General features: G+C 70.2%; 20 protein-coding genes. 9 read left to right on the top strand and 11 right to left on the bottom strand.

Annotation, left to right across the window (positions count from 1 at the left end):
- On the bottom strand, positions 1-765 hold the full coding sequence (locus NYZ98_RS11980; protein WP_262842707.1) for a hypothetical protein: 765 nt from the start codon (positions 763-765) through the stop codon (positions 1-3).
- Positions 766-841: 76 nt separating this feature from the next.
- Entirely contained in the window at positions 842-1,144 is a 303-nt protein-coding gene (locus tag NYZ98_RS11975) for a hypothetical protein (protein ID WP_262842706.1), read from the bottom strand.
- Between the two features lie 207 nt (positions 1,145-1,351).
- Between NYZ98_RS11975 and NYZ98_RS11970 the strand changes: the two genes are divergently transcribed.
- Positions 1,352-1,795 carry a YbaB/EbfC family nucleoid-associated protein gene (locus NYZ98_RS11970; protein ID WP_262842705.1) on the top strand — a complete coding sequence of 148 codons (444 nt, stop codon included), beginning with the start codon at positions 1,352-1,354 and terminating at the stop codon, positions 1,793-1,795.
- A gap of 33 nt (positions 1,796-1,828) precedes the next feature.
- Here the strand turns inward: NYZ98_RS11970 and NYZ98_RS11965 are convergent, their stop codons facing one another.
- Together NYZ98_RS11965 and NYZ98_RS11960 are read right to left on the bottom strand one after the other, a co-directional pair.
- Positions 1,829-2,602, bottom strand: a complete 774-nt coding sequence (locus NYZ98_RS11965) for a hypothetical protein (protein ID WP_262842704.1) — start codon at positions 2,600-2,602, stop codon at positions 1,829-1,831.
- On the bottom strand, positions 2,599-4,308 hold the full coding sequence (locus NYZ98_RS11960; RefSeq protein WP_262842703.1) for a hypothetical protein: 1,710 nt from the start codon (positions 4,306-4,308) through the stop codon (positions 2,599-2,601). Before NYZ98_RS11960 ends, NYZ98_RS11965 begins: the two co-directional genes overlap by 4 nt.
- A 185-nt stretch (positions 4,309-4,493) precedes the next feature.
- Here NYZ98_RS11960 and eccB point away from each other — a divergent pair, with 185 nt between their 5' ends.
- The 5 genes from eccB to NYZ98_RS11935 all read left to right on the top strand — a co-directional run bounded on the left by eccB (position 4,494) and on the right by NYZ98_RS11935 (position 8,727).
- On the top strand, positions 4,494-5,927 hold the full coding sequence (gene eccB / locus NYZ98_RS11955; RefSeq protein WP_262842702.1) for a type VII secretion protein EccB: 1,434 nt from the start codon (positions 4,494-4,496) through the stop codon (positions 5,925-5,927).
- Positions 5,928-6,101: 174 nt separating this feature from the next.
- The gene (locus tag NYZ98_RS11950; RefSeq protein WP_262842701.1) at positions 6,102-6,416 is read left to right on the top strand and encodes a WXG100 family type VII secretion target; all 315 of its coding nucleotides are present in this window, start codon (positions 6,102-6,104) and stop codon (positions 6,414-6,416) included.
- A gap of 33 nt (positions 6,417-6,449) precedes the next feature.
- Positions 6,450-6,764, top strand: a complete 315-nt coding sequence (locus tag NYZ98_RS11945; RefSeq protein ID WP_262842700.1) for a WXG100 family type VII secretion target — start codon at positions 6,450-6,452, stop codon at positions 6,762-6,764.
- Between the two features lie 88 nt (positions 6,765-6,852).
- On the top strand, positions 6,853-7,248 hold the full coding sequence (locus tag NYZ98_RS11940; protein ID WP_262842699.1) for a hypothetical protein: 396 nt from the start codon (positions 6,853-6,855) through the stop codon (positions 7,246-7,248).
- Positions 7,249-7,347: 99 nt separating this feature from the next.
- Positions 7,348-8,727 (top strand): WXG100 family type VII secretion target, encoded by a 1,380-nt coding sequence (locus NYZ98_RS11935; protein WP_262842698.1) that lies wholly within the window; start codon positions 7,348-7,350, stop codon positions 8,725-8,727.
- A 513-nt stretch (positions 8,728-9,240) separates the two neighbouring features.
- On the opposite strand, the gene NYZ98_RS11930 is transcribed toward NYZ98_RS11935, so the two are convergent.
- The 4 genes from NYZ98_RS11930 to NYZ98_RS11915 form a co-directional block, all read right to left on the bottom strand.
- Positions 9,241-10,551, bottom strand: a complete 1,311-nt coding sequence (locus NYZ98_RS11930; protein WP_262842697.1) for a hemolysin family protein — start codon at positions 10,549-10,551, stop codon at positions 9,241-9,243.
- Entirely contained in the window at positions 10,548-11,027 is a 480-nt protein-coding gene (gene ybeY / locus NYZ98_RS11925) for an rRNA maturation RNase YbeY (protein ID WP_262842696.1), read from the bottom strand. The genes NYZ98_RS11930 and ybeY overlap by 4 nt, the downstream gene beginning before the upstream one ends.
- Before the next feature lie 7 nt (positions 11,028-11,034).
- Positions 11,035-12,108 (bottom strand): PhoH family protein, encoded by a 1,074-nt coding sequence (locus tag NYZ98_RS11920; protein WP_380706297.1) that lies wholly within the window; start codon positions 12,106-12,108, stop codon positions 11,035-11,037.
- 145 nt (positions 12,109-12,253) lie between these two features.
- Positions 12,254-12,604 (bottom strand): histidine triad nucleotide-binding protein, encoded by a 351-nt coding sequence (locus NYZ98_RS11915; RefSeq protein WP_262842805.1) that lies wholly within the window; start codon positions 12,602-12,604, stop codon positions 12,254-12,256.
- A 268-nt stretch (positions 12,605-12,872) separates the two neighbouring features.
- Here NYZ98_RS11915 and NYZ98_RS11910 point away from each other — a divergent pair, with 268 nt between their 5' ends.
- Together NYZ98_RS11910 and NYZ98_RS11905 are read left to right on the top strand one after the other, a co-directional pair.
- Entirely contained in the window at positions 12,873-13,352 is a 480-nt protein-coding gene (locus NYZ98_RS11910; protein WP_262842804.1) for a SigE family RNA polymerase sigma factor, read from the top strand.
- A complete protein-coding gene (locus NYZ98_RS11905) occupies positions 13,349-14,086 on the top strand; it encodes a hypothetical protein (protein ID WP_262842695.1) in 738 nt (245 codons plus the stop codon). Before NYZ98_RS11910 ends, NYZ98_RS11905 begins: the two co-directional genes overlap by 4 nt.
- Before the next feature lie 9 nt (positions 14,087-14,095).
- On the opposite strand, the gene NYZ98_RS11900 is transcribed toward NYZ98_RS11905, so the two are convergent.
- From NYZ98_RS11900 to hrcA, 3 genes are all read right to left on the bottom strand, one after another.
- Positions 14,096-14,821, bottom strand: a complete 726-nt coding sequence (locus NYZ98_RS11900) for a 16S rRNA (uracil(1498)-N(3))-methyltransferase (RefSeq protein WP_262842694.1) — start codon at positions 14,819-14,821, stop codon at positions 14,096-14,098.
- Positions 14,822-14,899: 78 nt separating this feature from the next.
- Positions 14,900-16,039, bottom strand: coding sequence for a molecular chaperone DnaJ (dnaJ, locus tag NYZ98_RS11895; RefSeq protein ID WP_262842693.1), 1,140 nt, complete (start codon positions 16,037-16,039; stop codon positions 14,900-14,902).
- A complete protein-coding gene (gene hrcA / locus NYZ98_RS11890) occupies positions 16,040-17,050 on the bottom strand; it encodes a heat-inducible transcriptional repressor HrcA (protein ID WP_262842691.1) in 1,011 nt (336 codons plus the stop codon).
- 183 nt (positions 17,051-17,233) lie between these two features.
- On the opposite strand from hrcA, the gene NYZ98_RS11885 reads away from it, so the two are divergent.
- Entirely contained in the window at positions 17,234-18,070 is an 837-nt protein-coding gene (locus NYZ98_RS11885) for a hypothetical protein (protein ID WP_262842690.1), read from the top strand.
- The last annotated feature ends 18 nt before the right edge of the window (positions 18,071-18,088 follow it).

Here is an 18,088-nt window from a genome sequence, read left to right as displayed (position 1 = left end):
TCAGGGGTGGTACGGCTCGGGGGTCTCCTGCTTGGGCTCACGCCACTCGAAGCCCGCCGACGGCGGCAGGGAGGGCGGGGCCCCGCCCACCGTGGCCGGCGGCGCCTGGAACGGCGGCAGGCCGTTGGTGTCGATGACCGCCTTGGTGAAGTCCACCTTCGCCTCGCCGGTCGGCTGCAGGTTGAACATCTGGACGAAGGCCTTGCCGGCGAAGTAGACCGACATGCCGCCCGCCGCCGCGGCCACCACCTTCGAGAGCATGCCGGTCGCGGCGGCGATGACGGAATTCGCCAGGTTGCCCAGCATCTCCAGCCGGGCGTACCCGGCGGCGGCGTACGGGGTCGCGAGCATGGCGGCGGCGATCGGCAGCGCCGCGAGCAGGACCGCGACCACCCGCGCCAGGGCCAGCCAGTACGCGCGGTAGGCGTCGCCGAGCTCGTCGACGATGCCCCCGATGTTCTTGATGTACCCCCGCAGGCTCTCCAGCGCCTCCTGGTAGCGCTCGACCGCGTCCATGAACGCGTCGTGGTCCTGCGCGATCCAGCCGTCCTTGCCCTTGTCGCCGAGGTTGCGGACGAAGCTCTTGTTCGCCGTGTCGAGCCGGGCGTGGATGGACTCCCAGTTGTTGTAGGCGTCAGCCATGCCGGGGACGTTGGCAATGGCGCTGGCGGCCATCGCGACGCCCACCGTCAGCGGGCGGGACAGCAGGGCGGCCTTCCGCATGTCGTTGAGCACGGAGGCCGCGCTGCCCCCGGCCATGTTCATCGAAGGCCTGTAGACCCCGGGCATCGTTCACGCTTCCCTGTCGCTGGTGGGGCCGGTCGCGGCCCGGTCGCCGTGTTCAGACGTAGACGGCGGTGGACTGCTCTTCGGCGGTCCGCCAGTTCCGCCGGGCCACGTCGAGGTCACGGGTCCAGGTCTCCAGCACGCTGATCGCCTCGGAGAACTTCTCCCGCACGTCGTCCTGGACGTTCCGGTAGCGCACCCCGATCAGCACCTCGCCGATCGCCCCCCACCCCGGGAATCCGACGACCGTGCTGTCCACCAGCGAGCGCCACTCCTTGACCGCGGGGAGCACGTCCTCGTCGATCTCCTTGATGATGCTCTCGATGGCCGCCGAGGTGACGTACCGCTCCTGCCCCATCCCGCCTCCGCACGTCCGAATGTCGTAGATCATGTCTTATCAGGCGTTTCAGGAAGATCTACGACTGTACGGCCGTTGTTCACCTTGTCCTAGATGATCGGAAAGATGCGCGCTGATCGCCGTTCACGCTCGCGCGACCGGGTGAGCGTCGGCGGTAGGGTCCTCGGTGTCGGCGGTGCCGGGGTGGCGACGGAGGTTCGAGAACACATGACAGAGTTCGGCGGCTTCGCCAACATGGACGTGGAGAAGTTGCTCAGCGACGCCCAGCGGCAGGTGTCCCAGCTTGAGGAGCTGCAGCGCCGCACCGTCGGCGTGGTCGGCGAGGCCCAGGACAAGGACGGCCTGGTCACGGTCGAGTACGCTGCGGACGGCCTTCGCGACCTGCGGCTCAACCCGCGCGCGATGCGCCTCGCCTCGGCCGACCTGGCCGACCTGATCAAGACCGTGGCGCGCGAGGCCGCCCAGGACTTGGAGCGCAAGACCGGCGAGCTGATGGGCGAGGTCTTCGGCGAGGCGGACAACCCGATGAACCTCCTGCGCGACCCTGAGGCGGCGCTGGCGAAGATCCGCGAGGCCGAGGGCGCCTACGACCGCACCTTCGACCAGGTGATGGGCGACCTTGAGGAGATCCGCCGCCGCCTCGAGCAGTGAGCACCCGGTCCGCCCGGCCGGCGGACCCGGGGCTCAGGTTCCGGCGGTGGTGTTCGCCGGAATGCCGTTGTTCGAGGGGATGCCGTTGTTCGACGGGATGCCGTTCCCGGTGGTGTACGGCGAGGGGGCGCCCGCGGAGGTCTGCGACAGGTTGGTGAGCGGGATGTTCACCGTCTTCACCTGCGGCTCCTGCCCCTTCATCGACTGGACGTTGGCGTCGAGCTCGGCCTGCTTGGTCTGGATGTAGCTGTATGCGAGCGACAGCACCACGCCGGCCGCCATCGCCGCGCCCGCGTACTTCTTCATCACGCCCATCATGCCCTGCTGGACCGGCAGGGCGACGACCTGGACGGCCGGTGCCGAGATGAGGTTGACGCCCGGGATGAAGCGGGTCGCGGCCAGCGCGGCGAGGATGCCTCCGGCGATGGCCGACACGACCGCGCCGCCGTAGGTGAGCTGGGCGAGTCCGTGCATGATCTTGGCCGCGTCCTGGTGGGTGGTCGCCCCCTGCTCCATGCCCTGGTTCAGGTACTGGACGGCACCCTTGAACGCCTCGCGGTCCTCGGCCGTCCACTTCTCGGGGGGCACCGACTCCTCGAGCTTGGTCAGCTCCGTGCTCACGTCCCTGATGCCCTGGGCCATGGTGTTCCAGTTGTCCCCGGCCCTGGAGAGCGACTCGGGCCGTGAGTTGATGCTGGCGATGGCGCCGGCCACGGCCAGGCCCACCTTGGGGTTGCCGAGGAAGGCGAACGTGATCGCTCCGGCGAACCCGCCGTAGTACAGATAGGGCGCTGACTCGTAACTCACTTCTTCAGCTCCGTTCCGGTCGCCTCAACGGTCTTGACCACGTCGCCCTCGGTCATACGCCACTTGTCGCCGGAGAGCTTGAGCTGCTCACGCCAGACGCCGAGCTGGTCGTGCACGGTCTGGAGGTAACTTCCCGAACCCCGGCACACGTTGCCGTGGGCACCGGAGATGGGCATGCCGACCAGACCGCAGTCCATCGCGCCGATGTGGTTGTTGCCCGGCTGCTTCTGCAGGTTCGCGGCCTTGGCGCCCGGGCCCTGCTCGACCTTCGTCCCGAGGTTGATGACGGCGTCGTGGTCGACCTCGCGGGTCTGCACCGGATTCTTCGGATTGGCCGCCGGGTTCGTGGGATAGGTGCCCACCGCAGGGCCGGTCCCCGGGCCGCCGGTGGTCCCGCCGCCCGGGTTGCCACCGGTGCCGCTTGGAATGTTCGGGATGCTGGGAATGCCGTTCCCGGCGCCGCCCGTCCCGTTCCCCGTCCCGGTCGGATCCGTCACCGGGATCGTGCTCGGGTCCGTGACGCCCGGGATGTTGGGGTTTCCGGTGTTGTTCGGATCTGGAATGGCCGGGATGTTAGGGATGGCCGGGATGTTCGGATCGATCGGGTTGTTCGGGTCGGGGATGCCCGGGTTGCTCGGGTCCCCCGGATTGTTCGGGTCGGGGATGCCCGGGATGCCGGGGTCACCCGGGTTGCCCGGGTCGGGAATGTTCGGATCGGGGATGGTGGGATCGGCCGGGTTGCTCGGGTCGGAGGGAAAGCCGATCGGGTCCAGCGTCCCGTTGCCGTTGGGGTCGACCGGATACTGCGGGTCCACGTTCCCGAGCGGATCGATGGTCCCGATCGGGTCGGCGTTCCCGGTCGGGTCGGCCGTTCCGTTGGGGTCCCCGTTCCCGAGGGGGTTTCCCGACCCGTTGGGGTAGATGATGCCGAGCGGGTCGCCCGACACGTTGGGATCCACGTTCCCGAGCGGGTCCAGCGTGGCGTTCGGGTCGCCGGTGCCGGTGGGGCCGCCCAGGTGCAGGGGGTCCAGGTAGGTCGGGTCGGACTGGTCGGGAATGAACGGGTTGCTGGTGTCCTGTCCCGTCGGGTCGTTCCCGTTCGGCCCCGTGGTGTCCAGCCAGTTGTTGCCTTGAGGCCCGGTCACGTTGAACATCGGGTCCATGCCCACCGGGTCGCCGGTCGGATCGACCTGCCCGGGCGGCCCGCCCGGGCCGCCGAAGAACCCCTCCGGGCCGCCCACGACGTTGGTGTCCGGCCCTCCGAAGAAGCCGTCCAGGCCGTTCCCCGACCCGTCGGGGGCGCCCATCGGCCCGCCGGGGCCGCCCGTGCCGAACAGGAGCGAGTCGAGCCCGCCCGTTCCCTGCGGGTCCCCGGACCCGTTCAGGCCGTCGAACGACGAGGATCCGCCGCCGTCGGACACGACGAACGGCCCGCCCGCGAACCCGCCGTCGCCGCCCGCCCCCATCGAATCGAACGCACCGCCATCGTTAGACACGGTGGACCCCATCGGGTCGAACCCGCCACCCCCGTCAGTGGACCCGAATGGGCCGGAACCGGCGCCGTCCGAGCCGTTGGACCCCATTGAATCGAACGCTCCGCCGCCGGAGGTTGTGGAGGCCGTCGGGTCGAGGGCTCCGCCCCCGGACGTGGTGGACGTCGAGCCCTGCCCGTTCAGCAGTGCCTCGATGCCCCGTGACTCGCTCATTCCGGCCCCCGTCCCGCACCTGCAAACTCTTGATCAGCCGTGAAAATGCAGACTAGCCCAGCGCCACCGGGGCCGTATAGGAAGCGGACAAGCCTCGTCTTACCGGTTATCCACGCCAAACCCACTTCATCGGGCACGCGCTTCTATGCTGTCCGCCAGGACCCGCCAGGCAAGGCTGAGGTGGCATGCAAACCCGTCGTGATCTCTACCAGGCGCACCGTCTGATGATGCAGCGCCTCGGCATGGCCCTGCTCCAGGGCGAACCGGACGTTCCCGAGTCGCCCATGCGCAGGCACAACGTCGCGATGTTCTGCGGTGTGCTGGTGGCCGTGCTGGTGACGGCCGCCTTCGGCATCTGGGGGCTGCTCAAGCCGGGCGGCGCCACCGCCCTGACCGAGCCGGGCACCCTGATCGTCGAGGAGCAGACCGGCGCCACGTACGTCTACAGCCAGCAGGAGTCCAAGCTCATCCCGGTGGCCAACTACACCTCGGCCCGCCTGCTGCTCGACACCGCCGAGGTCAATGTGCGCACGGTCTCGTCGGCGTCGCTGGCGGGGTTCTCCCGGGGCACGCTGGTCGGCATCCCCGGCGCCCCCGACTCGCTGCCGGCGCGCGAGAAGCTGATCAAGGGGCCCTGGTCGGCCTGCGTGGCCGAGAGCGTGGACCCCACCGGGGCGCGCAAGCCGTACGTCTCGCTGGTCGGCGGCATGGACGTCGGCGGCAGGCCGTTCGGCGACGAGGCGATGATCGCCGACGACGGCCAGCAGTCGTGGGTGATCCTCGCCGACCGCCGGATGCGGGTGACGGACTCGGGCATCAGGGCCCTGACCTCCGAGCAGCCCCGCCAGATCCCCGCCACCTGGCTGAACGCGCTCCCGATCGGTCCCGACTTCCGCGGCCCGAGGATCCACGGCGTGGGACGCAAGGTCCGCGGGCCGGACGGGCACCTCTCGCTGGTGGGCAGGGTGTACACCGTGCCGGCCGTGACCGGCGGCGAGGCCCGCTGGTACGTGCAGGTCGCCGACGGCATCGCCGCGATCTCCCGGATGCAGGCCACGATGCTGCTGCAGGACCCGGCGAGCAAGGGCGCCTACGGCCGCAGCCCGGTGCGGGCCATCGAGGTCGACGCGGCACGGGCCAACGCGGCACGCCAGTCGCGCACCTCGATGGTCACCCAGGGGCTGCCGACGTCGATGCCGAAGATCACCGTGCCCGACCCCACCGCGCCGCTGTGCACCGTCTACTCCGACACGGCCAAGGGGTCCACCCGCGCGCACCTGACGATCGGCAGCCGCATGCGCCTGCCGGTCCCGCCCGACATCTCCGACCAGGATCACTTCGACCAGGTGCTGCTGCCGCCCGGCGGCGCGGTCCTCGCGGGCCTGCTGCCCGGGGAGGGCCAGCTCAGCGCGGTGCAGAACTACTCCCTTATCACAGATCAGGGGCGCAGGTTCGCACTCGGCTCGGCCGATCTGCTGACGAAACTGGGATACGACCCGAGCGAGGTCGCGCCGCTTCCCGCGCAGGTGCTCCACCTGATCCCCGAGGGGCCCGCGCTGGACCCGGCACTCGCGAGGACGCCCGTCCCGATCACGCATGCCGAAGCGGTGAAACCATGATGACCCGTGTGACCAGCGGTGCGAAAAACCGTTATCGACTCGCAATATGACGTATGTCCACCATGTGCTAAATGATCCTAGTGTGTGACCTGATCAGCATCGCGGGGGCCGAAGATGCGTATCGCTACGGTGGTCCACCGCGGGCACGGCAGGCACACTCCCTGGAGGTATCTCGTGGGCCAGCAGACCGCTGCGAATCTCCCTCAAATCGTCGAATCGGCGAAGAAGACAGATGCCGCCCATTCGTTCATCGGCAGTATCCAGACCCAGCTTCACGGCCACGTGGCCGACCTGCGCGCGGGTTGGGGTGGCCAGTCCGGCATGGCGTTCGAGTCCGTGTACGGCCAGTGGGACCAGGAGCTCAACACGGTGCTGTTCCAGCTCCAGGAGCTGGCGAGGAAGCTCAAGCTCGCCGAGGTTCAGTACCGCAAGACTGAAGACGAGCAGGCGTCGGCCGCGCACCGTCTCACCGCCGACATCAACGTCTGACCTGACGACCCGCCCCTGAATACGGAGATCAACATGGCTGGTATCAACAACGACGTCGACCGCACGCTGGTCAACTTCGGGACGATGGCCACGGGGCGCCAGGACTTCGCGCGCCAGTGGCAGGCGATGGAAGGCTCGCTCCAGCAGCTGGAGACCGACCTTGACAACCTGCTCGGCGAGTGGGACGGCGACGCGCGCACGGCCTACTACACCGCGCGGGCCCAGTGGGACGCGGCGTCCGGTCGCATGGCGCTCCTGCTGCAGAAGCTCGGTGGCGTCATCGAGCAGGGTCACGAGAACTTCACGATGGCCGAGAAGGCCAACGTCACCATGTTCGACGGCCACTGAGCCTTCTGACATTTCACACTCGCGGCAAGCAGACCGCCCTGACCGCGTTCGCGGGCACAGGGCGGCCTGATCGCAGGGGGTAGAGACATTGGGCAACAACAACGGCAACGGCCGGAGCGGCTTCGCCTACGACGGCTTCCAGCTCGACAAGGGCTGGCCGGGCCTCGATGTCGGTGAAGGGATCGACGTCCACCACGACCGGGTGAAGAACCTGCTCAAGGCTCTGGAAGAGGACGTCGAGCGGCTCAAGGGCGTCAACGCCGGGACGGTGGCACATCTGCGGGTGAACGGCCGGGTCACGCCGGCCCACCTCGGGGACTGGGACGCCGCCCAGCAGCTCGCCGCCGTCTTCTCGCAGGGCCACACGTCGCTGACCATGAGCTACGAGAAGCTGATCACTCAGTACGAGGCGGCGATCACGGTGATCAAGGCGTCGTTCCTCAACATCGGGAAGGCCGACTCGGCGAGCGACGTGGGCAAGTAGTCAACAAAGCGATGGGTCAACATGGCGCAGATCAATGACATTCAAGCCATCAGGGCTGGTACCGCCGCGCCGCATGGCGATCCCAGCACGTACGGGGGCGTGGAGAGCGTCAGGAACAAGCTGACGAACACCGACCCCGGGGGGATCGCGCAGGCCGGGGACGCCTACATCCGCGCCGCCGGCATGCTCGAGGACACCCACAACCTGCTGCAGTCGGTCGCCGGCAGCATGGCGGGTGACTGGAAGGACAAGTCCTCACAGGAGGCCCAGAAGGCGCTGCAGCTCCTGCACGCCAGCGCGGTCGAGGTCGCCTACCGCGCACGCGAGGTCGGCGCGGCCCACAAGGACTACTCCGACCAGCTCAGCGCGGCGAAGGCGAACCTGCCCGAAGGAGGCGCGTTCTCCTTCGACGACGACTGGTGGGGGTTCACGACCAACGGCAACGGGTGGGACTCGGAGAACGAGCAGGCCCAGAACCACATCGCGGACCTGAACAAGCAGATCACGGCCGTCTACCAGACGTTGCCCGACACTGTGACCACCATGCTCCCGGCGCCCACCGGGCCGGTCGTCCCGCCCCTGGACACGACCGACTACCCGGGCGGCGACCCGTACAAGGGCAACGGGTACCCGGCGAGCACCTACGGCAACGGCTCGGGATTCGACTCCAACGGGCTGCCGGACTACAGCAACGTCTCCAACCCGGCGGGGTCCAACGGCTCGAACGGCGGAGTGAACTTCCCGGGCGGGTCGGGCCTCCCCGGAACCGGCGGCCCCGGCGACAACGGCACGGGCGGTACGGGAGACGGCACCGGCACCGGCACGGGTGACGGCACCGGTAACGGGACAGGGAACGGCACGGGCAACGGGACAGGGAACGGCACCGGGGGCCCCGGAACCAACTTCCCTGGCGGCAACGGCACCAACTTCCCCGGTGGGGTCGATCCGTCGAACCCGAACGGGAACGGGAGCAATCCGGCCGGGGGCCTGAATCCGAACGACCCCAGGAACACCAACCTGGCCGGGCTCAACCCCACGAACGGGCTGCCGAACACCAACGGGCTCAACAACCCGGCGCTGAACGGTCTGACCAACCCGAACGCGACCTCCCTGAACAACCCCAGCGGGCTCAACGGCCTCACCACGCCCACGAGCCTCACCAACCCCTCCGGGCTGGTGAACAACCCGCTGGGCACCAACCCGCTGAACAACCCGCTGCTCACCAACCCGACCGGCACCGGCCCGCTCGCGACCGGTCTCGGCGGCGGCACGGGGTACGGCGGCGCGGGCGCGGCCGGAGCACTCGGCCAGAACGCGGGCCGCGGCCTCGGCCAGGGAATGGGCGGCATGCCGTTCATGCCCATGGGCGGCGGCGCGGGCAACGAGGCCAACCAGGAGCGCGAGCGCTCGACCTGGCTGACCGAGGACGAGAGCGTGTGGGGCGGCGACGGTCCGGTCGCCCCCGGGCTGATCTGCTGAAACCTCCAGACCGGCCCGCCGGAGGCCTGGACCGCCGGTCACCGGCGCACAGGCCGGCCTGAGGGACCGGTGAACACCAAAAGGGTGCCCCCACCTGCCCAGCGCAGGTGGGGGCACCCTTTTGGCGCGCCGTACCCTGACCGATCGCCCGGTCAGGGCCCGCCACACTGTCCCCCCGGCTCTGCCGATGCGCCGCGAACCCCTCCCCGGCACACCGGCCCTCCCCTTACCGGCGCCCCGAGCCATTGGGCGCCTGAGAAGAAAATTCCATGAACCACTTGCAATCCGCTTAAAGGACGCTTGACGTGCGCCCCTTGCGGCCACGGCGCCGCTCGCGACCCGCCGGGTCAAGCCTCACCCGGGAGCGCCTCCAGGGCACGGCGTCACCACCGGCCCGTCCGGCCCGCGGGGTCACTCGTGGCAGGCGGCGGGCACGTCACCGGTGGCCGGCGAAGGGGCCCGCGGTGGCCGGCGGAGCGGGCACCTCACCCGCGCCGGACGGAGGAGCCCACGTCACTCGTGTTCGGCCGAGGCGTGCACGGCGACGTCCTCGGCGGGGGCCGCGCGGTGCACGACGACGGTGTTGATGCGGTTGCGGCGGCCGGCGGTGCTCTCGGCGGTCAGGCTGAGCCCGTCGACCGTGGCGCGGGAACCCGCGATCGGCACCCGGCCGAGCGCGTGGGCCAGCAGCCCGCCCACCGTGTCGACGTCGTCGACCTCCAGTTCGGTGTCGAACAGCTCGCCCAGCTCGTCGACGGACAGCCGGGCGGTCACCCGGGCGCTGCCGTCGTCCAGCCACTCGACGCGCGGGGCCTCCTGGTCGTACTCGTCGGCGATCTCGCCGACGATCTCCTCAAGGACGTCCTCGATCGTGACCAGGCCGGCGGTGCCGCCGTACTCGTCGATGACGATGGCCAGGTGGATCTGGCGCGCCTGCATCTCGCGCATGAGCTCGTCGATCGGCTTGCTCTCGGGCACGTACGTGGCCGGGCGCATCAGCGACCCGATCTTCTCCCGCTCGGTGTCGCCGGCGACGGTCGACTCGTGCACCCGCCGGACGACGTCCTTGAGGTAGGCGATGCCCACCACGTCGTCCTCGTTCTCGCCGACCACCGGGATGCGCGAGAAGCCGCTGCGCAGCGCGAGCGAGAGCGCCTGGGACAGGGTCTTGCCGCGCTCGATGAACACCATGTCCGTGCGCGGCACCATCACCTCGCGGACCAGGGTGTCCCCCAGCTCGAACACCGAGTGGATCATCTGGCGCTCGTCGGGCTCGATGACCCGCCGCTCCTCGGCCAGGTCCACCAGGTCGCGCAGCTCGGCCTCGGAGGTGAACGGGCCGTCACGGAAGCCCTTGCCGGGCGTGAGCGCGTTGCCCAGCAGGATGAGCAGCTTGGGCAGCGGGCCGAAGATGCGCGTGAGCCCGTAGACGATGGGGGCGCTCGCCAGCGCGACCGGCTCGGCGTGCTGGCGGCCGAGGGTGCGCGGCGAGACGCCCACGATGACGTAGCTGATCACGATCATCACGCCCGCCGCCGCCGCGTACGCCTGGCCCTCGTCACCGAGCCAGTCGATGAACAGCAGCGTCGCGATCACCGTGGCGATCAGCTCGCAGCTGAGCCGCAGCAGCAGCAGGAGGTTGAGGTAGCGGGGCGGGTCGGCGACAATCGCCTGGAGGCGGTGCGCCCCGCGCCTCCCCTTGCGCGCGAACTCCTCGGCGCGCACCCGGGAGATGCGCGCGAGGGCCGTCTCGGCGCTGGCCAGCAGCCCGCCGATGAGGATGAGAAGGACGGCTGACAGCAGCCATCCGCTGGGGGAACTCACGGCTCCCGCCGCACCTCCTGCCACGCGTCGAGAAGTTCGCCCTGGAGGCCGAACATCTCCGCGTGCTCCTCGGGCTCGGCGTGATCGTAGCCGAGGAGGTGCAGGATGCCATGCGTGCAGAGCAGTTCCAGCTCGTCACGGGTGGCGTGCCCGGCCTCCGCGGCCTGCTTGGCCGCGACCTGCGGGCACAGGACCACGTCGCCGAGCAGCGCCGGGTCGAGCTGGGCGTCGCCCTCCTGGCGGGAGCCGCCCGGGCTCGGCCGCAGCTCGTCCATCGGGAACGCCAGCACGTCCGTCGGGCCGGGCTCGCCCATCCACTTCTCGTGGAGCTGGGACATCGCCGCCTCGTCCACGATGAGGATGGAGAGCTCGGCGAGCGGGTGGATGCCCATGCGCCCGAGCACGTGACCGGCCAGCTTCACGAGCGAGGACTCGTCGACCTCCACGCCCGACTCGTTGGCCACCTCGATACTCATCGTCGACCTATCTCCCCCGCGGGCGCTTGCCGCCCTTGATGGCGTGCGGCTCGGCGGTCGCGAGGTCGTAACGGCTGTAGGCGTCGACGATGTCGCTCACCAGCTTGTGCCGCACGACGTCCGCGCTCGTCAGCCTGCTGAAATGGATGTCCGGAATGCCCTCAAGGATATCCTGGACGACCTTCAGCCCGCTCTCGGTGCCGCCCGGAAGGTCGATCTGGGTGACGTCGCCGGTGACCACGATCTGCGCGCCGAACCCCAGGCGGGTGAGGAACATCTTCATCTGCTCGGGCGAGGTGTTCTGGGCCTCGTCCAGGATGATGAAGGCGTCGTTCAGCGTGCGCCCGCGCATGTAGGCCAGCGGGGCCACCTCGATCGTCCCCGCCGCCATCAGGCGGGGGATGGAGTCGGGGTCGAGCATGTCGTGGAGCGCGTCGTAGAGCGGCCTCAGGTAGGGGTCGATCTTCTCGTAGAGCGTTCCCGGCAGGAAGCCCAGCCGCTCCCCCGCCTCGACCGCGGGCCTGGTGAGGATGATGCGGTTGACGTCCTTGTTCTGGAGGGCCTTCACCGCCTTGGCCATCGCCAGGTAGGTCTTGCCCGTGCCGGCCGGGCCGATGCCGAAGACGATCGTGTGCTTGTCGATCGCGTCGACGTACCGCTTCTGGTTCACGGTCTTCGGGCGGATCGTGCGCCCCCGGGCCGACAGGATGTCGAGGGAGAGCACGTCGGCGGGGCGGATCGAGCTCATGCGCAGCATGGCGATGCTGCGCTCCACCGCGTCGGCGGTGAGCTGGGCGCCGGAGCGCACCAGCTCCACCATCTCCTCGAAGAGCCGCACCACAAGGCCGCTCTCCTCGGGGCTGCCGCTGATGGTGATCTCGTTGCCGCGGACGTGGACGTCCGCGCGGAAGGCCCTCTCGATGACACGCAGCAGCTCGTCCCGTGAGCCGAGGATGGTGACCATGAGGTGCTCGTCGGGGATCACGACCTTGGCCTGGGTGCGTGACGGGCCCTTGGTTCGCGGCGGTTCGCCGGCGCGCGCGCCGTTCGGCGCACCGCGGGTTTCGTGTGACTCGGACATGGGCGGCCCTACGGCCTGCTCGCCTCCCGGTCTGCGTACTTCGTCTGCCGTGCCTGCTTCGCCACGGCCGTTCGGATGATCCTTCGATCCTGGTCGCATCCGGTTCGGCCGCGCCACTGATTAAGCCATGGTATCCGGGACGGGCTCAGCCCGGAGGCCAGAGCAGGTCGCGCCCGCCGAGCAGGTGACCATGGACGTGGAAGACGGTCTGGCCGGACTGCGGGCCGGTGTTGAAGACCAGCCGGTAGCCGGAATCGGCCACGCCCTCCTGGACGGCGACGGCGTGGGCCGTCGTGAGCACCTCGTCGGCGAGCCCGTCGTCGGCCGCGGCGAGCGCCGCGGCGTTCTCGTAATGGCCCTTCGGGATGACCAGCACGTGGGTGGGCGCCTGCGGGTTCAGATCGCGGAACGCCAGCGTGCGGTCGGTCTCGTGGACGATCGTCGCCGGGATGTCCTTGGCCACGATCTTGCAGAACAGGCAGTCTGTCACCGCCAGAATGGTAGTCACCTCTGTTGCCAATCGGTAATACCGAGGAGCCCCCGTCAAAAGATCCTCACGACTAGGGTTGGTGTGCGACACTTCAGCGTCAGATAGCGGTCAGTGTCGGCGAGGCCACCGGCGAGGACACAACTGGGTCATGCCCCCTAAAGAACCGGCAGAGAGTAAACCCTCTGGGAAGGTCGCGCGTCCAACAGATGTGACCACCGAGACCCTCGTGGCCGAAAGGTCGCTGGGGGCGGTGCCCGTCGGATGGGACGCCGACATGGCCGTGACGGCGCTCTACAGCGCCCATTATCGGTCGCTTGTGCGTCTCGCCATGCTGTTGGTTCGCGACACCGCGACCGCGGAGGAAGTCGTGCAGGACGCGTTCGTCGCCCTCCATGGGGCGTGGCGCCGCCTGCGTGACACCGACAAGGCACTCGCCTACCTGCGCCAGTCGGTCGTCAACCGATCGCGTTCCGTGCTGCGGCACCGGGCCGTCGTGGAGAAGTACGCCCCCAAGGGCCTCCCCGACGCGCCGAGCGCCGAGAACGGCGCCATAGGCGAGCTGGAGCGGTCCGCCGTGATCGAGGCGCTCCGCGGGCTGCCCACCAGGCAGCGTGAGGCGTTGGTGCTCCGCTACTACGGCGACCTCTCCGAGGCGGAGATCGCCAGCGCCATGGGCATCAGCAAGGGTGCGGTGAAAAGCCACACGGCCCGCGGCATGGCCGCCTTACGCACGGTACTGGAGCAATTGTCATGACCGAGTCCCCCGACGAGTACGGCGAGATCCTCAGCCGTGTCTTGCGCGCGGAGGCCGATTCCGTCATGCCCTCCGCCGAAGGACTGCAGATCATCCGCGCCCGCGTCGAACAGCGGGGGCTGCGTGGCCTGCGGGGCGTGTTCTGGTGGCGGGCCGCCGCGTCCGCCTTCGGCGCCGTCCTGGTGGCCGCCGCCGTCGTGATGGTCGTGCCCGACCTGCGGGAGCAGTTCACCACCGACCACCGCTCCATCGTCCCGGTCCAGTTCGACACCTCGCCGCCCGACGAGTCGAGCACGCGCAGACCTGTGTACGTCCACACCCCGCCGGTGAACACTTTGCGTCCCGAGCCCAGCCCGACCACCGCCACCACGGCGGCGGGCACGCCGAGGCCGACGCCGACGACCTCCCCGGGCAACGACTGCGCGACCTCGGTGCCGACGGAGTCCGGCGGGTCGTCCCAGCCCTGCCCGTCCGCCTCGGCGACCGAGACCCGGCCGGACCAGACCACCAAGCCCGACCCGACCGCGTCGCCCACGCCCACACCGACGAAGCCGACCACCAAGCCCACCACGAAGCCGACCAGGACGCCGAAGCCGAGCAAGACGCCGACGGCCGACCCGACCACCGACCCGTGCGGGCAACAGTGCTCCCCCGAGCCGACCGTCACCCCGCCGGAGCCGACGGTCACCCCGGAGATGACCCTGGAGTCCGACCCGGCGGCCCCGCAGGACTGACCCCGCGGGTCACCACCGGCCGGAGCGGGTGAGCAGAACGGCGGCGGCGGCCACGCCCGCGGTCGACGTGCGAAGGACGGTCGGGCCCAGCAGGACCGGCCGGGCGCCCGAGTCCCTGAACCGCTCGATCTCCTCGGCGGCGATGCCGCCCTCGGGACCGATCACCACCACGATGTCGCCGGCCGAGGGCAGCTCCAGGCCGGACAGGGGTTCCCCGGCCTCCTCGTGCAGCACGGCGGCCACCGCGGCGTCCCGCAGCAGGGCCGCCACCCCGGCCGTGGTGACCTGGTCGGTGACCTCCGGCAGGTGGAACCGCCGGGCCTGCTTGCCGGCCTCCCTGGCCGTGGACCTCCAGCGGGCCAGCGCCTTGCCCGCGCGGTCGCCCTTCCACTGCGTGACGCACCGTGCGGCGGCCCAGGGGACGATGACGTCCACCCCCGCCTCGGTCATCATCTCGACGGCCAGCTCGCCCCTGTCGCCCTTGGGCAGGCCCTGGACGACCACCAGGCGCGGGGCGGGGGCGGGCAGCGAGCGGCGGCCGGTCACCTGGAGGCGGAGCGAGTCCTTGGCGACGTCGCGCACCACGCTCTCGGCCACCGCGCCCCTGCCGTCGGTCAGGTCGACGCGCTCACCGGCGCGGAGCCTGCGCACCGTGGCGGCATGGCGCCCCTCGGGACCGGACAGGACGATCTCGTCCCCGGAGAGGTCGTCGGCGAGGAAGACGGGGACGCTCACCCGTAGACCTTAGCCACGCGCGGCGCCTCCCGCGAAACCGAACCGCCCCGCGATCACGGGGACGGATCGGGGGCGGGGTCAGCGGCCGTTGAAGGCGTCTCTGAGGCGGGAGAAGAAGCCCTGCTGGCCGGGGGCGAACTTTCCTGGCGGGCGCTCCTCGCCGCGCAGCTTGGACAGCTCCTTGAGCAGTTCCTCCTGGGCCGGGTCGAGGCGCGTCGGCGTCTCCACGTTGACGTGGATCAGCAGGTCGCCCCGGCCGGTCTCGTTGAGCCGCTGGATGCCCCGGCCGTACAGCGGCAGGACGTGCCCGGCCTGGGTGCCCGGCCGCACGTCGATCTCCTCGGCGCCGTCGAGCGTCTCCACGGTCAGGATCGTGCCGAGGGCCGCCGCCGTCATCGGGATCTGCACCGTGCAGTGCAGGTCGTCGCCGCGCCGCTCGAAGATCTCGTGAGGCCGCTCGACGATCTCCAGGAACAGGTCACCGGCCGGGCCGCCGCCGGGGCCGACCTCGCCCTCGCCGGCGAGCTGGATGTGGGTGCCCTCCTCGACGCCGGCGGGGATGCGCACCTTGATCGTGCGGCGCGTGCGCACGCGCCCGTCGCCTGAGCACTCCTGGCAGGGGTGCTGGATGATCGAGCCGAACCCGCCGCACTGGGGGCAGGGGCGCGCGGTCATCACCTGGCCGAGGAACGACCGGGTGACCTGCGAGATCTCGCCTCGGCCGTGGCACATGTCGCAGGTGTCGGGGTGGGTGCCCGACGCGGCGCCCGAGCCCTGGCAGACCTCGCACAGCACGGCGGTGTCCACCACCAGCTCGCGCGTCGTGCCGAACGCCGACTCCGACAGGTCGAGCTCGACCCGGATCGTCGCGTTGCGGCCGCGCCTGGCCCGGGAACGCGGGCCTCTGCCTCCCCCGCCGCCGCCGAAGAAGGCGTCCATGATGTCGCTGAACGGGAAGCCCGCGCCGAACCCGGCGGCACCGGCCCCCGCCGGGGCGCCCCCGCCGAACGGGTCGGCGCCGAGATCGAACATCTGGCGCTTGTTCGGGTCCGACAGGACCTCGTACGCCTGGTTGATCTCCTTGAAGCGTTCCTGCGTCTCCGGGTCGGGGTTGATGTCCGGATGGAGTTCGCGCGCGAGGCGGCGATACGCCTTCTTGATCTCGTCCTGGCCGGCGTCACGCCGGACCCCGAGGATGCCGTAATAGTCGCGGGCCACCTAGGACCCCGCCAGGATCTGGCCGACATAGCGTGCCACTGCGCGCACCGCTCCCATTGTCACCGGGTAGTCCATTCGCGTCGGGCCCAGCACTCCCAGCCGGGCCAGTTCATTGTCGCCCGAACCGTATCCGGCCGCGACGATCGAGGTGCCGTGAAGCCCGGAGTAGGGGTTCTCCGAGCCGATGCGCACCGTGAGCGCGGCCGAGTCACTCGCCTCGCCGAGCAGCCGCATCAGCACGACCTGCTCCTCCAGTGCCTCCAGGACCTCACGCAGGCCGACGCTGAAGTCGCCGGCGAGGTTCGCGGCCCCGGCGAAGACGATCTTCTCGTCGTGCCGGTCCACCAGGGTCTCCAGGAGCACGGACAGGATCGTGGTGGCCACGTGCCGGTCTTCCTCCGGAAGCCGCTCGTGCAGGTCGGCCACCGTCTCCGGCACGCGGTTGAGCCGGCATCCGTCGAGGCAGGCGTTGAGCACCGCTCGCAGATGCGCGACCTGCGCGTCCTCCACCACATCGGGAAGATCGACGACCCGCTGCTCGACCCGGCCGGTGTTGGTGATCAGCACCAGCATGATCCGCCGCTCGGTCAGCGGCACGAGCTCGACGTGCCGGACCGTGGAACGGATCAGCGATGGATACTGCACCACCGCGACCTGCCGGGTCAACTGCGCGAGCAGCCGCACCGTGCGGGTCACGACGTCGTCGAGGTCGACCGCGCCGGCCAGGAACGTCTCGATCGCGCGGCGCTCGGCGCCGGACAGCGGCTTGATCTGGGACAGCCGGTCGACGAACAACCGGTACCCCTTGTCGGTCGGCACGCGGCCCGCGCTGGTGTGCGGCTGGGTGATGTACCCCTGCTCCTCGAGCACGGCCATGTCGTTGCGGACCGTGGCCGGGGAGACCCCCAGGTTGTGCCGCTCGGCCAGCGCCTTCGACCCGACCGGCTCGTTGGTGGACACGTAGTCCTCGACGACGGCGCGCAGAACGGCCAGCTTACGCTCATCGAGCAACGTGCTCACCTCCTGCCTGCGTTTCGTGCCTGCGTAAACGCCTGGCTTGGCACTCTGTGTTCCCGAGTGCCAAGTGTACGGCTCCTGTCGGCGGCGTGCGATAACCCACCCGTAGGACATCGCCCAGTCACAGACAAGCCACTTGCTATCCGACAGCAAGTTGATACGCCCAGAATCATGCCTATGACCGAGAACGACCCCCGTCCGAACGACGAGACCGCCCGGCCGCCGCGGTCGCCCTCCCCCGGCGGCCCGTACGGTCCCCCCTCGTACAACGCCCCCTCGGGCGCCCCCGGTCACGGCGGCCCTCCCGGGTACGGCCCTCCCGGCGGTGGGTACGGCGGCCCCGGCCACGGCGCGCCCCCTCCCGGATTCCAGCAGCGGCCGGGGTACGGCGCCGCCCCGCCCGCCCGCGTCCCGGTGAAGCCCAGCGTGCTGTGGATCGTGCTCGCGTGGATCATCGCGGTCGTCTGCATCGGCTTCGGGGTCGCGGGCTTCGCCGGCAGCCTGGTCAAGACCGTCAACGACCTCGCGCCGACCCAGACGTTCGAGGGCGGCGCCACCATCTCCGCCGTTCTGGACCCCAAGGACAAGCCCGTCCTGTACGCCTCCGTGACCACCTCGGCGCCCGGGGGGACCAGCGTCACCTGCCTGGCCCAGGACGCCTCGGGTGGCAAGGCCTCCCTGACCCGGCCCGTGGCCGCGCAGACGATCTCGGCGAACGGCCGCGTCTGGGAGCTGATGTTCAACATCGGCGTCCCCGCCCCGGGCACGTACACCATCGGGTGCCAGGCCGAGGGCGACAACAAGGTCCTGTTCGGCGTCGGCAAGTCGCTGACCGCCAGTGCCGGGACGCTCGTCGGAGGGGTGGCCTCCCTGATCGTCCTCCCGCTCGGCGGGTTCCTGTTCGCGGTCATCGTCACGATCGTCGTGCTCGTCCGGCGCAACCGGAGCCGCAAGCGGCAGGCGGCCGCACCGTACGGCGGCGGGTGGCCTCAGGGCACCCCGCCCGGCGCGTGATCTTTGCTAGCGTGCCCA

It is taken from the genome of Sphaerisporangium corydalis (assembly GCF_025506355.1).
GTDB classification, from domain to species: Bacteria; Actinomycetota; Actinomycetes; order Streptosporangiales; family Streptosporangiaceae; genus Sphaerisporangium; species Sphaerisporangium corydalis.
The sequence above is the reverse complement of the archived record's forward strand: the minus strand, read 5'-3'. Positions and strand labels throughout refer to the sequence as shown.

Excerpts from the sequence above, each read along its gene's own strand:
- NYZ98_RS11980 (WP_262842707.1), bottom strand. The coding sequence starts at position 765 with ATGAACATGGCCGGGGGCAGCGCGGCCTCCGTGCTCAACGACATGCGG.
- NYZ98_RS11975 (WP_262842706.1), bottom strand. The coding sequence starts at position 1,144 with ATGGGGCAGGAGCGGTACGTCACCTCGGCGGCCATCGAGAGCATCATC.
- NYZ98_RS11970 (WP_262842705.1), top strand. The coding sequence starts at position 1,352 with ATGACAGAGTTCGGCGGCTTCGCCAACATGGACGTGGAGAAGTTGCTC.
- NYZ98_RS11960 (WP_262842703.1), bottom strand. The coding sequence starts at position 4,308 with ATGAGCGAGTCACGGGGCATCGAGGCACTGCTGAACGGGCAGGGCTCG.
- eccB (WP_262842702.1), top strand. The coding sequence starts at position 4,494 with ATGCAAACCCGTCGTGATCTCTACCAGGCGCACCGTCTGATGATGCAG.
- NYZ98_RS11945 (WP_262842700.1), top strand. The coding sequence starts at position 6,450 with ATGGCTGGTATCAACAACGACGTCGACCGCACGCTGGTCAACTTCGGG.
- ybeY (WP_262842696.1), bottom strand. The coding sequence starts at position 11,027 with ATGAGTATCGAGGTGGCCAACGAGTCGGGCGTGGAGGTCGACGAGTCC.
- NYZ98_RS11920 (WP_380706297.1), bottom strand. The coding sequence starts at position 12,108 with ATGTCCGAGTCACACGAAACCCGCGGTGCGCCGAACGGCGCGCGCGCC.
- NYZ98_RS11910 (WP_262842804.1), top strand. The coding sequence starts at position 12,873 with ATGGCCGTGACGGCGCTCTACAGCGCCCATTATCGGTCGCTTGTGCGT.
- NYZ98_RS11905 (WP_262842695.1), top strand. The coding sequence starts at position 13,349 with ATGACCGAGTCCCCCGACGAGTACGGCGAGATCCTCAGCCGTGTCTTG.
- NYZ98_RS11885 (WP_262842690.1), top strand. The coding sequence starts at position 17,234 with ATGACCGAGAACGACCCCCGTCCGAACGACGAGACCGCCCGGCCGCCG.